The 13748-nt window shown below is 68.8% G+C and carries 12 protein-coding genes and 1 pseudogene; 3 read left to right on the top strand and 10 right to left on the bottom strand.

From position 1 onward, the window contains the following. Positions 1-79 precede the first annotated feature (79 nt). From P6281_RS07290 to P6281_RS07315, 7 genes and pseudogenes are all read right to left on the bottom strand, one after another. The gene (locus P6281_RS07290; RefSeq protein ID WP_008255023.1) at positions 80-1120 is read right to left on the bottom strand and encodes a hotdog fold thioesterase; all 1041 of its coding nucleotides are present in this window, start codon (positions 1118-1120) and stop codon (positions 80-82) included. 118 nt (positions 1121-1238) lie between these two features. Beyond that, the gene (locus P6281_RS07295; protein ID WP_008255024.1) at positions 1239-2747 is read right to left on the bottom strand and encodes a class I adenylate-forming enzyme family protein; all 1509 of its coding nucleotides are present in this window, start codon (positions 2745-2747) and stop codon (positions 1239-1241) included. 134 nt (positions 2748-2881) lie between these two features. Next, positions 2882-3817 (bottom strand): acyl-CoA dehydrogenase family protein, encoded by a 936-nt coding sequence (locus P6281_RS07300; RefSeq protein ID WP_008255026.1) that lies wholly within the window; start codon positions 3815-3817, stop codon positions 2882-2884. Then, positions 3814-4971 carry an acyl-CoA dehydrogenase family protein gene (locus P6281_RS07305; RefSeq protein WP_009957675.1) on the bottom strand — a complete coding sequence of 386 codons (1158 nt, stop codon included), beginning with the start codon at positions 4969-4971 and terminating at the stop codon, positions 3814-3816. Before P6281_RS07305 ends, P6281_RS07300 begins: the two co-directional genes overlap by 4 nt. Next, positions 4968-5435, bottom strand: coding sequence for an acyl-CoA dehydrogenase family protein (locus tag P6281_RS26135; RefSeq protein ID WP_442757122.1), 468 nt, complete (start codon positions 5433-5435; stop codon positions 4968-4970). Before P6281_RS26135 ends, P6281_RS07305 begins: the two co-directional genes overlap by 4 nt. A 15-nt stretch (positions 5436-5450) precedes the next feature. Beyond that, positions 5451-6065, bottom strand: a pseudogene (locus tag P6281_RS26140) (acyl-CoA dehydrogenase family protein); the annotation flags it as partial. 5 nt (positions 6066-6070) lie between these two features. Further along, entirely contained in the window at positions 6071-7150 is a 1080-nt protein-coding gene (locus P6281_RS07315) for an acyl-CoA dehydrogenase family protein (protein WP_202321000.1), read from the bottom strand. Between the two features lie 74 nt (positions 7151-7224). Between P6281_RS07315 and P6281_RS07320 the strand changes: the two genes are divergently transcribed. Continuing rightward, on the top strand, positions 7225-8085 hold the full coding sequence (locus P6281_RS07320; protein WP_202378026.1) for an LLM class flavin-dependent oxidoreductase: 861 nt from the start codon (positions 7225-7227) through the stop codon (positions 8083-8085). A 3-nt stretch (positions 8086-8088) separates the two neighbouring features. On the opposite strand, the gene P6281_RS07325 is transcribed toward P6281_RS07320, so the two are convergent. Together P6281_RS07325 and P6281_RS07330 are read right to left on the bottom strand one after the other, a co-directional pair. After that, a complete protein-coding gene (locus P6281_RS07325; RefSeq protein WP_014941555.1) occupies positions 8089-8805 on the bottom strand; it encodes an SDR family oxidoreductase in 717 nt (238 codons plus the stop codon). A 19-nt stretch (positions 8806-8824) separates the two neighbouring features. Continuing rightward, entirely contained in the window at positions 8825-9646 is an 822-nt protein-coding gene (locus tag P6281_RS07330) for a FadR/GntR family transcriptional regulator (protein WP_008255038.1), read from the bottom strand. Positions 9647-9740: 94 nt separating this feature from the next. Here P6281_RS07330 and P6281_RS07335 point away from each other — a divergent pair, with 94 nt between their 5' ends. Beyond that, positions 9741-12146 carry a CaiB/BaiF CoA-transferase family protein gene (locus P6281_RS07335; RefSeq protein WP_202378027.1) on the top strand — a complete coding sequence of 802 codons (2406 nt, stop codon included), beginning with the start codon at positions 9741-9743 and terminating at the stop codon, positions 12144-12146. A gap of 19 nt (positions 12147-12165) precedes the next feature. Continuing rightward, entirely contained in the window at positions 12166-12360 is a 195-nt protein-coding gene (locus tag P6281_RS07340; protein ID WP_009957531.1) for a ferredoxin, read from the top strand. Positions 12361-12473: 113 nt separating this feature from the next. Here P6281_RS07340 and P6281_RS07345 read toward each other — a convergent pair whose 3' ends face one another. Next, on the bottom strand, positions 12474-13712 hold the full coding sequence (locus tag P6281_RS07345; RefSeq protein ID WP_008255044.1) for a cytochrome P450: 1239 nt from the start codon (positions 13710-13712) through the stop codon (positions 12474-12476). Positions 13713-13748: the final 36 nt, after the last annotated feature.

The following is a 13748-nucleotide window of genomic DNA, read 5'->3' on the forward strand; positions in this document are numbered from 1 at the left end:
GCGATCTCCTTGCAAATGGTCTAAATTCTCATTGCGTGGTAACGACGTTACCACCGCTGGGCAGCGAGGGACACCCGCGTTATTCGTCGGCCCGCGGCCCGATCGTCGGCGTCGCGCCGTTGATGATGGCGAAGTTCACGGTGGCCGTGGCGAGCAATTCGTCGTCGTCGCCGTCTCCGTCGCCGAAGATGTCCACCTGCATCACCATCGCCCGTCGTCCGGATCGCAACACCTTGGGCACCGCGAACGCCGAGCCCTGGCGGACGGGCCGCAGGTAGCGCACAAACAGATCCGAGGTCGTCATCGTGGTGCCCGGCTCCAGGTAATCCAGCCCGAATTGGCCGCCCGCCACGTCCACCAGCGTCGCGATCAAGCCGCCCTGCAGGGCGCCGGACGTGTTGACGACTTGCGGGCTGACCGGCATGGTCATCGCGAACTCGCCGTTGCGGCTGCCCGGGCGCATGCCGATCTGAGCGAACAGCTCGGCCAGCGACGGGACCGTCGACTCTTCGTCCGTCTCGCGGATGCCGAGCGCGCGGCTGCAGAAGTCGTAGAGGTGGCCCGTATCCACGGGTGCGCCGTTCAATTCCGAACCCAGCCAACGCAATCGCTGCGCGCCCATCACCGTCTGCATGACGATGGCGGCGGCCGCACCAACGTCCAATCCGGGGTTGAAGACGCCCTCGGTGATGCCCTGCCCGACGATGTCGCGAGTCAGCCGGTGCAACGGTGTGAGCACCCGGGCGTAGTCACGGGGACGAGTCTCGGCCAAGTGCTGGTTGTAGAGGGTCAGCGCGCGATTCAGACTGTCCTGGGTGCTCGATTCCGGTTGCTCGCTGAGCCGATCGATCAGCAATTTCAGGGCCGACGTGCTGTCCAGTCCCGCGGTTTCGGCGCGCCAGGCCTGAACCGATTGAGCGATGGTTCTGTCGAACAGCGCCAGAAGTAGTTCGTCCTTGCTGGCGAAGTGTTGGTAGAAGGCCCGCAGCGACGTCTTGGAGCGGGCGACGACCTCCTGCACGGTGAAGTCGGTGCGTCCCGTCTCGCCCAGGATCGCGACGGCGGTCTTGATGAAGCGGTCGCCGCGCGTCACTTCGGCTTCGTCATTGGGGGCGGTCATCGGCGCTGTTCCCTTCCCTGGCGCAGTCCTTACGCTCTGAGAATGAGGTTACCGCGTCCTGGGGCCCATCCGCGAAGCCATACCTTCTGGGTCGTCGCGCCGACCGACGGTCGGACGCTCAGCCGCCCCGCGCCGCGATCATCGCCGAGCGGTTGACCTTGGTGGCCGCGGTGCGCGGTATCGCGTCGACGAATTCCACCGTCTTGGGCGCCTTGTAGGGGGCCAGGCGGCTCTTCGCGTAGTCGATCACGCCCTGCTCGGTGAGGGGCTCGGCGCCGTCGGCCTCGGCGCGCTGGATCACCGCGTGCACGCGGCGCCCCCACTGCGGATCGGCAAGCCCGATCACGACCACGTCGGCGATACCTGGGTGGCCGGCCAGCGCCGACTCGACCTCGGCGGGAAAGACATTGGCGCCGCCACTGACGATCATGTCGACGCGGCGGTCCACGATGTAGAGAAAGCCGTCCTCGTCGAGGTGGCCCATGTCCCCGGCGGAGCGGAAGCCGTCCTCGGTCGACGGCAGTGGGGGCGCCCCACCCAGGTAGCGATACCCCGCGCTCATCGGTGCCCGCAGATACACGTCCCCGTCCTCGCCGGGACCCAGCGGCCGCTTCTCTGCGTCCAGAATCCGGATCTCGGTGTCCCGGAATCCGCGGCCCACGCTGCCCGGGTGGGCGAGCCACTCGTCGCCGCGCAGCGCGGTGAGCCCCAGATTTTCCGTCATCCCGTACGCCGTCACGATCTGCTCCGGGCTGAGCAGTTCGAACCACGTATGCAGCAACGAGGGCGGCATCACCGCGGCGCCCTGCAGAATGAAGACGATGCTGGACAGGTCGCGCTCCCGGACGTCGGGCCGGGCCGCGATGCGCGCCAGCATGGTGGGCGTCGCGGTGAAGTTGGTGATCCGAAAGCGCTCGATCACATCGAGAGCCAATGCGGCGTCGAACTTTTCGAGTATCACCAGATGGTCGCCCGCCAGCAGCATGAGGAAGGTGGCGAAGCCGTTGGTGTGATACATCGGCGCGGGCACCATGATCGTCTGCGGCTGGGAAACCGGTGTCCAGTTCGACAGGAACGGCTCGCCCTGCTGGGGGATCCACAGTGAGGGCGCCAGGTTGAGGATCACCTTGGGCACGCCGGTCGAACCGCTGCTGCAGATCCCGTTGGCGGTGGGGGAGACGGCCACCGGCAGGGGGCCGTCGGACTCGGCGGCCGCGCGGGCGTCGAGGTCCCAGCGGCTCTTTTCATCGACGACGACGGCGGGATCGATCACCTCGCGCACCCGGTCGCGCTCCCACTCGGGAAGATCCCAGTGCATGGGCACCGGAACCGCGCCAATCTTCCAGCACCCCAGCGTCGCCAGCACCAGATGCTGGGAATTCGGAATAGCAAGCGCCACAAGGGAACCGATTGCGGCGCCGGCGGCGGCGAGGGCGCGGCCCCACTGGTTGGCGCGGGCGTCGAGCTCACCGAACGTCAGCGTCTGCGCGGTGCCGTCGAGCGCGACGATCGTGACGCCGGCATCGTTCCCACGTTGTTCGGCGAGCTCTCGCAGCTTGGTTCCGAAGGGAACCCCGTCGGCGAACGGGTTCGCCGCCGCTTCGGCCGCGACAGGTTCGCTACTCACCTGCGCCGCTCCTCCTCATCGCTTCGCTCTGCATCGTCGCCGGCGGTCACCTTCGCCGCTCCTCCTCATCGCTTCGCTCTGCATCGTCGCCGGCGGTCACCTTCGCCGTTCCTCCTCAATCGTCGTGCGGCGGCTCACGCAGATACCGGCTCGCTGAACAGCGTCTCCAGCGACCCGTCCGACACGCTGGGGATCAGGCGCAGGGCGAGTTCGTCGGTGCCCAGCGGCAACCGGATCAGCGGCTGGGTGTGCCGGTCGAGCACGCTGACGTCGGACTCGTCGCAGAAACCCAGGGCCCCGAGTAACTGGTGCGACGTGCGCATCACCTGGCGCGCGGTGTCGGCGGCTTTGAGCCGAAGCACCAGTGCGTCGGCCGAATGGATCGGCGCCGGCAGCGATTCGGGTCGGCAGATCGTGTACTTCGCGAGTTCGTGCAGCCCGCGCACCGCGACGGCGGCGTCCGCGACGGCAAACCTGACGGCCTGAAAGTCCGCGAGCGGCTTACCGAACTGGATCCGGGCGCGCACGTGCTCGGTGACGATCTGCAGCGACTGCTGCACCGCTCCCAGAATCCGCCATGATCCGAGCACGAGATGAAGGTTAACGTCGGGGGCTCCGACGCTTCCCTCGGGTGCGCCCAAGGTCGCCGGAACCAGGAACGGCCCCAGCTTGGCGCCGGTGCGCGCGGCCGGCCGCGGCCGGTACCGGTTGCCGTCCAGGTCCGCGGCGATCCAGTCGCCGGCCAAATCGCCGTGGTCGATGCGCGGGGCTTTCGGATTCACCAGGGCCAGCCGCGCGCCATCGATCGACAACAGCTCCTCCACAAGTGGATAGGGCAGCACCGTGGCGCCGGCGGCCTGGCACAGCACCGCGGCGGCCAGCAGATCGTCCGGGGACGAGCGCACGTCCAGGTCGAACGCGCCCACCTCGTTCAACGCGGCACGGGCCGCGTCCCGGACGGAGTCGTCGGCCTCGGCGCGCAGCGCGGCCGGCGGTCCGCCTAATCGGGTGAGCCGCTTGCCCGCGACGGCGGCGAAGTCGCTGATGTCTTGTGGCAGATCGGTTTTCACCGGCTTCCTCCCAACACGTCTCGTGCCACCAGCATCTTCTGCACTTCGATGGTGCCCGATGCGACGGTGGCCGCCTGTGCGTAACGCCAATGGTCTTCGATCGCCCCGTGCAGCGGCGCGGAACTGCCGCTGTCCAGCGCCGTGGGGCCCAGCACGTCGAACAGCAGCTCGGCCACCTGCTGATCGAGGGTCGTCGTGACGATGCGCGCGGCGCTGGCGGCCGCGCCCGCCGCCGGATCGTCCTGCAGTGACACGGCGCGATAGGCCAGCAGCCGGGCGACCCGCAGGTCGACCAGCGCCCGCACCCACCGCGTCCGAATCGTCTCGGGCAGCTCGTCCCACTCGTCGCCGAGCTGGCTGCGCATGCGTTCGAGCAGCGACTCGCACCGCGCGTAGCGGGCGATGCCCACCCGCTCGAAGGCCAGCGCCTCGCGCATCACCCGCCATCCGTCGCCGACCTCGCCGAGCACGTCGCCGGGAAACGCCTGCACGTCGTCCAGGAACATCTCGTTGAGATGGTGCGGCCCCAGCATCGACGGGATCGGCCGGACGGTGAAACCGGGACGGTCCATCGGGATCAGAAACAGGGTGAGCCGCTTGTGTTTTGGGGCGTCGGGGTCGGTGCACGCCGCCAGCACGCACCACGACGCCATCAGCGCGTACGAGGTCCACACCTTCTGCCCGGTGATGCGCCATCCGTCACCGTCGGCGACGGCGCGGGTACGCAACGACACCAGGTCGGTTCCGGCCTCGGGCTCCGAAAAGCCTTGGCACCAGATGACATCCCCGGCGGCGATGGCCGCCAGGTGCTTGGCTTTCTGTTCCTCGGTCCCGTACCGCATCAGCGCCGGCCCGACCCAGTTGATCCCCATGTACTGCGGACCGCGCGGCTCGTGTTGCGCCCACATCTCCTCGCGCAGCACCGTCTGCTGCCAGACCGAACCCCCGCCGCCGCCATGCTCTTTCGGCCACGCCAGCGCGAGCAGCCCCTCGGTGGCCAGCAGTTTGCAGAACGTCTCGGTGGTGGCGAGGTCCTGCGGGTTTTCGGTGCAGGCGCCGAGGAAGTCGGCGGGGATGTGGTTGGCGACCAGCTCGCGCAGGTGGCTTCGCAGTTGTCCGGCGTCGTCGCCGAGGTCGTAGTCCATCGTGGTCATCCCTTCGGCAGTCCGAGCAGCCGCTCGGCGATGATGTTGCGCTGCACCTCCGACGTTCCGCCGTAGATGGTCGCGGCCAGCGCGTCCTGACGTTCGAACAGCAGGTCCGGATCGGCGGCCGACTCCGGGCCCGCAGCGGCGGCGCTGAGTTCCCAAACACGCTGCAACGTAAGCGATCCGAGCAGCTTCATGGTGTCGGCTTCTGGGCTGGGCCGCCCCGCCAGCTCGTTGCCCAGCGCGCGATATCCGGTGGCCCGCAGGGCTTCGGCGTCGGCGATCAGCGAGCCGAGCTCGGTGTAGACGTCGTCGCCCGAGACCCCGGCGCCGGCGGTGCGCACCGCCTCGAGCCCGCGTTTGATCTCGACCCAGTTCATGATCCAGATCATCTGGCGTTCATGCTGCAGCGACGACAGGGCGACATTCCAGCCGCCGTTGAGCGGCCCCAGCAGGTTGTCGCCCGGCACCTCGACGTCGTCGAGGAAGACCTCGCAGAACGTCTCGTCGGAGATCGAGGCCATGCGGATCGGCTCGATCCTGACCCCGGGCGCGTGCAGATCCAGGATCAGGCATGAAATGCCGCGGTGTTTCGGCGCATCGGGATCCGTGCGGGCATACAGGGTGCACCACCGCGACTTGTGGGCCTGGGTGGTCCAGATCTTGTGGCCGTTGACCCGGAACACGTCGCCGTCGCGTTCGGCGCGCGTGCGCAGTCCGGCGAAATCGGACCCGGCTTCGGGTTCGGACATGCCCAGCGCCCACCATTCGTCACCACGTAACAGCGGGACGAGCAGGCGCTCGACCTGGGCGGCGGTGCCGAACTGACGAATGCCGGGCGCGGCGACGTTGGGACCGGCGATGTTGGGCAGTTTGGGCGCCGAGCGCAGCGCGGCCTCGAGCCGGACCTCCATGGCGTCGCGCAGACCGAGGGACCGTCCGCCGTGTTCGCGGGGCCAGGTCGGCTGGATCCATCCGGCCTCGAACGCGGCCCGCTGGTAATCGCGCCGCAGGCCCAGGTCCCACCGGTACTGCCGATACTTCTCGTAGTAGTCGTCGGGCAGGAACTCCGCCAACCACGCGCCGAATTCGTCCACCATGGGGCTCACGCGGCGCCCCCGCAGAATCGGCGGCCCACCTCGTGGTAGAGCGCGCGACTGTCGCCCAGCAGCGCGGCGCCCTGCCAGGCGCGCCTGACGTAGAGGTGGACGTCGTGCTCCCAGGTCTGGCCGAGCGCGCCGTGCACCTGGACCGCCGTGCGCGCACAGGCGGCGGCCGCGTCACCGGCCGCCGCTTTGGCGAGCGCGGCGGAGGTCCACGCGTCGCCGGGTGCCGCAGCCGGATCGGCGAGCCGGGCCGCGGCCGCATAGGTGAGACTGCGGGCGCGTTCCAGGCCGACGTAGTTGTCGGCCAACGCGTGTTTGATCCCCTGGTATGCGCCGATCGGTTGGCCGAACTGGCGCCGCGACTTCGCGTGTTCGACCGAGCGGCGCAACGCGGCGCTCGCGACGCCGATCAGGTCCGCGGCGCAGGCCACCCACGGCGCCGCCAATGCGGACTCGACGTCGGCGCTCGCGACGGCCACGGGCTCGGCGTCGATGTCGGCCGTCGCCAACGGTTCGGCGGGGTCGGTGGATTCAGCCGCGGGCACCACGGTGACACCGTCGCCGCAACGCGCGACCGCCGCGACGGTGTCACCGGCGTCGTCGCGGGCAAGGGTGACGACCAGCTCGGCGCGCGACAGGTGGGGGACCGCGACCGCACGACCGCGCAGCCGGCCGTCGCGCAGGGTCATCGGCGCCCCGGGCAGGCGCGACCCGGGCGCGTGGACGGCCAGCGTCGCCACGGTTCCACCGGCGATGTCGGCCAGGACCGAGTCGAGTCCGGCGTCACGCAGCACGCCCGCGGCCAGACCGACGCTGCTCAGCAAGGGGATCGGGGCGAGGGCGGCACCGCATTCCTCGAGAACCACGGCCAGCTCGACCGGCCCGTAGTCGCCCGCCTCTTCCTCGGAGGGGGCGGCGAGCTCGGTCCACCCGAGATCCACGACCGTCTTCCACAGGGCGCGCCAGCGCTCCGGATCCGTGAGCGCTTGGCGGGCGGCCTCAGGCGGGCACTCCGTACGTAATATGTCGCGTACGGCGTCGCGGAGCGACAACTGCTCCGAGTTCAGCCCTACATCCATAAGACCTCTAACATAGTAAAGATAATAAACTAGCCCTGCCGTCAATGACACGGGGTCGGACGCATAGGTGGCGCATGGCCGAGTGGTATCTGTTCCTGCCGCAGGTCCGGTTGTCGGCGGGCGACATCGCCGAGCGTGCGCGCCGGGCCGAGGCCAGCGGTTTCGACGGCATCGCTTTCATCGATCACCTCGAGGCGCCCGGCCTGCCCGACGAAAGCATCTGGGAGGCAATGGGGATCGCCACCTGGGTGGCCGCCAAGACCGAGCGGCTGCGGATCGGGCATCTGGTGCTCTGCGACGCCTTCCGGCATCCCGCGGTGCTGGCCAAACAGGCCGTCACCCTCTCAGAGGCGTCCGGCGGCCGATTCGAGCTCGGTCTGGGGGCGGGGTCGTGGCCCGCGGAGTTCGCCAGATTCGATGTCGGCCAGCAGGATCCGAAAGCACGGGTCGATCAGCTCGACCGCCACCTGAGACTGCTCAGGCAGTACTGGGGCGACGGGACGGACGAGGCCGAGGTGGCGCCGCAGGCCCCGCGTCGGTCCTACCCGATACCGCTGGTCCTGGGTGGCAGCGGACCCCGGATGATGGAACTCGTTCGCAGATACGCGGATTGGTGGAATCTGCCTGCCCATCAGCTCGACAAGCTGCCGACGCTGGCCGCGGCCGCGGGGAGGGCCCGGTTGTCCATCCAGCAGATGGTGGGCTTCGTCCGCTCCGGCGGCGATCCCGACACCGTGCGCGAGGTGAGCACCCGGCGATTCGGCAACCTGGGATCCGGACTGGTCTGCGGGGATGCCCACGAGCTGGTCGGGCACTTCAGCGGACTGGCCCGGCAGGGGGTCGAGCGGTTCTACGTCTGGTTCGCCGACTTCGCCGCACCGGACTCGTTGCACGAGTTCGGCGAATCGGTGATCAAGCCGTTCCCGGCGCCGTAGGCGTCAACCCCGTTGCGCGCGGCGGCGGGCCTCGGTGGGCACGACCGGCGGCCGCGCGTAGGGGCCGCGCTCCACCGCGGACAGGCGGATCTCCGGCAAATCGACCGACGGGTCGACGGTATCCAGCCAGACGACCGCCTCGGCGACGTCGGAGACCGCGATCGCGTACATCTCGAACGGAACGTCCTGCAGCATCTCGGTGGCCACCGGGCCGGGCGTGACGATATGCACGCTGATGCCGTCGCGATCGACTTCGAGCGCCAGGGCCCGCGCGAACGCGTTCATGCCGGCCTTTGAGGCGGAATACGCGGTGCGGGCCGGCATCGGCTCGTGTGCCGCCGACGACGAGATGAACACCAGCCGCGAGCCCGCCTTCATCCTGGGCAGCACCGCGGACGTCACCACGAAGCACGAATCCAGGTTGGCCGACATGATGGCCTGCCACTGCTCGAAGGTCTGCTTGCGCGCGTAGGTTCCGCCGAGCGCCCCCGCCGCGTGGACGACGAGGTCGATTTCCCCCAATGCGCTTATCGCGGCGGGGAATCCGATCGGATCGGAGGCGTCGGCCACCACATGGCGCGCACCGATCTCCTCGGCGGCGGCGCGCAACGGATCTTCCCGGCGCGCCGACAGCACCACCTCGTAGCCGCGCTCAACGAGCTTGCGGGCGCACCCTTTTCCGATCCCGCCGCTACCGCCGGTGACCAATGCGGTTCGCATGACCGTTGCAGGCCGCCCTTCAGGAGTGCCGGATGTCCCGCGACCGCGACAAGGCCTGCGGGGAGAGCGCATAGATGCGTTGATCGTGCTGACCGGACAGCACGTAGGTCTGGGTGTCGGCGAGGTGGCGTCCGGCGATACGACGGGCCCGGTCGACGTTGCCCTCCGCGATCGTCTCGGTCAGCTTGACGTGGGTGGTGAGCACCGCGCGGCGCTGAGCCAGCGACGGATAGGTGCCCCGCGACGCGCTCTCGTCGGCCCATTGCCGTTCGTGACTGGTCCACAGCGTCTCCAGGCTGCCCACGACCGCGATGATCGTGTGGTTGCCGCAGCCGCGGACGACGAGATCATGGAATTCACGGCCGATTTCGGTGAACCGGCGGCCGTCTTCGAGGTGTTCGGCCATCGACTCGTTGATCCGCGTGAGTTCGGGCACCAGCGTCTCGGCCCGGTCCGGGCGGCGGGCGGCCAGCGCCGCGCAGGCGGGCTCGAGTTCCTGCAACGCCATGCCGAGATCGGCCACCTCAACGGACTCGCTCTGCAGCAACAGGCCGAGCATGTAGGCGGCGCTGGTCTTCGCCGGGGCGTGCACGACGGCACCGCCGCGGTTGCCCCGCCGCACCGACACCAGCCCCTCGGTCTCCAGGATCCGCAACGCCTCGCGCAGCGACACCAGGCTCACGTTGAACTGCTCGACGAGCACCTCTTGGCGCGGCAGCAGATCGCCATCGGCGAGGTCGCCGTCGATGATCTGACGACGCAACTCATCGGCTACGATTTCGGCGATCCGCGGCGCCGACAACCGGCGCCGGGCGTCGGGGCCAATTCCCAAGGCGGTCATCCGATCCTCGAAACAAAAGCAACTCGCTGGCTTAGCTATTTTAGCAGTAATGATATAAATAGCTTCTCTGATCGCGCGTCGATCGGAAGGGCGGGTGCAATTGAGCGAGCGGTCCGACAGCCGGCCGACACCGCTACACGATTTGCGTGTCGTCGAGATCAGTGACCGCATAGCGGGCAGCTACTGCGGAAAGCTGCTGCTTGACGCCGGCGCGCAGGTCTACAAAATCGAACCGCCGCAAGGGGATTGGCTGCGCCGGTACACCGCCAGCTGTTCGCCGGTCGCCGAAGACGGCACCGCTCCTTTTTTCAGCTACCTCAACGCGGGCAAGCGCAGCATGACGTTCGCGCCCGGCGCCGAGGATTCGGCGCGCTTTCGCGCCACGCTGGGCGCTGCCGACGTCGTCGTCGTCACCGCGGGCCCGGCGCGGGCCGCGGCGATGGGGATCGACCCGCGGCAACTGCTGGAACACTCGCCGCGGGCCGTCATCGTGACGATCTCCGATTTCGGCTGGAGCGGACCCTACGCGGACCGCGCCGCCAGCGAGTTCACCTTGCAAGCGTGGGCGGGCTCACCCGGCTTCCGCGGCGATCCCGCCGGGCCCCCGATTTCCATCGGCGGCGATCTGGGCGAGTACATGGGCGGTGTGTTCGCGGCGTTCGGCGCGCTGGCCGTGCGCCGCCGCATCGAGCGCGGCGGGCCCGGCGAGCACCTCGACCTGTCCATGCTGGAAGCGCTCACCGCGATGCAGAGCAGCGAATGGCTGCATTCGCAACTGCTGCGCGTCCCGCCGATCCGCCGCACCACCGAAGTGCCGTCGATCGAGCCCGCCAAGGACGGCTACGTCGGGATCACCATGGTCACCGGGCAGCAGTGGCTCGACTTCGCCGCGATGGTCGAATGCCCGCAATTGGAGGAGATCGAACAGCTGCGGTTTCAGATCGGCCGGTGGCAATACCGCGACCTGATCCGCGAGCAGATCCATCCCTGGCTGGCCGAACGGACCGTCGCCGAAATCGTTGAGCTCGGACAGCTGTTCCGGCTGCCGATCGCCGCGCTGGGCAACGGCTCCACCATCCGGGATCTGGAATACGTGCGCCAGCGCGACGCCTTCATCCACAACCCCGCCGGTTTTCACCAGCCCCGCCCGCCGTGGTTGATGTCGGCCTGCGCGCCCGCACGCGTGGGTGCCACGCCCTCACTTGGCGAGGACGATGACGAATCGCCTTGGCGCCGTGACGAATCCGAATCCGAACCGGCGCTGGACGGGTTACCGCTGGCCGGTGTTCGCATCATCGACCTGACCGCGTTCTGGGCCGGGCCCGCCGCGACCCACCTGCTGGCCGCGTTCGGCGCCGACGTCGTCAAGATCGAATCCATCCAGCGGCCCGACGGCATCCGCTACTCGGGCGGAATGCGCACCGACGTGGACGACTGGTGGGAGTACGGCTGGGTGTTCCACGCGATGAACACCAACAAGCGTTCGGTGACACTGGATTTGGGATCCGAGGAGGGTCGTCGCCTGTTCGCCGAACTGGTCGCCGGCGCCGACGTCGTGATCGAGAATTTCTCGCCGCGGGTGATGGAGCACTTCGGCCTCACCGCCGAGGTGCTGCTTGGGGTCAACCCCAGACTGGTGTTCGCCCGGATGCCCGCGTTCGGCGTCGAGGGCCCGTGGCGGGATCGGGTCGGCTTCGCGCCCACCATGGAGCAGATCGCGGGCTTGGCCTGGGTGACCGGGCTGCCCGAGGCCCCGCCGGTGACCCCGCGCGGGGCCTGCGACCCGCTGGCCGGTGTGCACGCCGCGTTCGCCGTGCTCGCCGCGCTGAGCTTCGCCGAGCGCACCGGGAAGGGCCAGCTGGTCGAGTTGCCGATGCTGGAAACGGTGCTCAACGCCACCGCGATCCAGGCGATCGAGTCCGAGGTCTTCGGTGTGACGCTGAGCCGTCGGGGCAATCGCGGTCACGGCACGGCGATCCAGAACATCTACCGCTGCGCCGGCGACAAGGACGATTGGATCGCCGTGACCATTCGCGACGACGCGCAGTGGCACGCGCTGGTCGACGTGATGGACCGTCCCGCATGGTGCCGGGACGAGGTGCTGTCCACCGTTGCCGGTCGCCGGCAACGAGCCGACGAGATCGACGCCCGGCTGGCGGAGTGGTTCGCCCGCCAGACCCTTGAACCGACGGTGGAACGCCTGGCCGGTGCGGGAATTCCCGCCGCGCCGGTGGTATCGCCGTCGCTGGTCACCGACAATCCGCAGCTGCGCGAGCGCGGGTTTTTCGAGGCGCTGCACCATGGCAGCACCGGCCTCGGTCTCTACCCGTGCCCGCCGTTCGCCCTGCTCGACGGCCAGGACCACTGGCTGCTGCGGCCGCCGCCGAAGCTGGGCGAGCACAATGAAGAGATCCTGCGCGATCGGTGCGGGCTGACCGACGAAGAACTGACACGCCTCGCGGCCAGCGGGGTGATCGGGACCCGCCCCAAGGGTCTCTAAGAGAAGTGGAGGGCATCTGATGCGCGTGACGGTCGACGAAAACTTGTGCGAGGCCAACGGCTTTTGCGAATCGCTTGCGCCGGACGTGTTCGAGCTGGGGGACGCCGACGTGGTGCAGATCGCGGACGGCCCCGTGCCGGCGCGGCTGGAAATCGACGTGCGCGCCGCGGTGGACCAGTGCCCGAAGGCCGCGCTGCGGCTTGTCGAGGACTGACTCGCCCGACGACGGCGAGCGCCGGAACGGCGCGAGTGAGAAGTCGGGCAATCAGACTCGCCCGACGACGGCGAGCGCCGGAACGGCGCGAGTGAGAAGTCGGGCAATCAGACTCAGCGGCGCTCGCGTAGCGATATCGCCATCTCGTCGTAGATCGACATGTTGGTGGTCAGGTTGGGATGGGCGGCCTTGGCCGGGCCGATTTCGATGTCATCGCAGCGCAGCAGCAGTTCGTCGAAGACCGCGCGCAGTTCCGCACGGGCCAGCATGGCGCCCAGGCAGTGGTGCGGTCCGCCGCCCCCGAACGCCACGTGCGGGTTGGGCTGGCGGCCGATGTCGAAGACGAACGGTGAATCGAAGACTTCCTCGTCGCGGTTGGCCGAGCGCAGCATCGACACCACCCGCTCGCCCTTGGCGATGCGCTGGCCGTCCATCTCGACGTCGACCTTCGCGGTGCGCGTCCAGTACGCCACCGGCGACGCCCAGCGCAGCACCTCCTCGACCGCGCCGGGCCGCAACGCTTCCTGCGCGCGATACCGCTCGATTTGCTGTGGATTGCGCACGAACGCCTGCAGCCCGATGGCCAACGCGTTCTTGGTGGTGTCGCTGCCGGCGAACGCCAGCACGAAGAAGAAGAACTCGAGCTCGTTCTCGGGCAAGCTGAATCGCTCGCCGTCCTCGCCGGTGATCACCGCAGTCGCGAGCGTGCTCCAGATGTCGTCGGTGGGATTGCGCCGCTTTTCGGCCGTGAGCTCCATCGCGTACCTGAACACCGAAGCGAAGAGATCGAGTTCTACCCGCCCGCTCGGGTGTGCTTCGGGCGCAAGCGCTTTGAGGATCTGGTCGAAGATGCCGAAGATTCGCGGCCGATCCTCGTCCGGGATGCCGATGATGTCGCCGATCACCGACATCGGCAACGCGTCGGCGACGTCCTCGATCCAGTCCCCGCCGCCCGCGGCCAGCAAGTCGTCGATCATCCGTGCGGCACGCGCGCGGATCCCCTCCTCGAGTTTGGCTATGGCGCGCGGATTGAACGCGTTGGAGATGAGTTTGCGGCGTCTGTTCAGCTCCGGCGGGTCCAACGTGATGATCGTCGGGAACGACGAGAACATGGCGACCGGCTGGATGAGCGGGCCGTCGGCCGCGGTGAACGACTCGGTGTCGCGGTGCAGGCGGACCGCGTGCCGGTGTTTGGTCGCCATCCAGAAATCGCGGTGCACGGTCTGGGCCACTCCCGGCGTCAGCTCGTGCCGGAACAGTGGGCTGCTGCGTCGCAGCTCGGCGAACAGGTCGTCGGGAAAGCCGTTGCACCACAAAGACAGATCGGACAGGTCGACCGCTGCAGCCGTCATCGCCGGGCCCCATTCTGCGGCGACGCACCGGGAACC

The sequence above is a fragment of the Mycobacterium sp. 5-140-3-2 genome, from assembly GCF_035666375.1.
Lineage (GTDB): Bacteria > Actinomycetota > Actinomycetes > Mycobacteriales > Mycobacteriaceae > Mycobacterium > Mycobacterium intracellulare.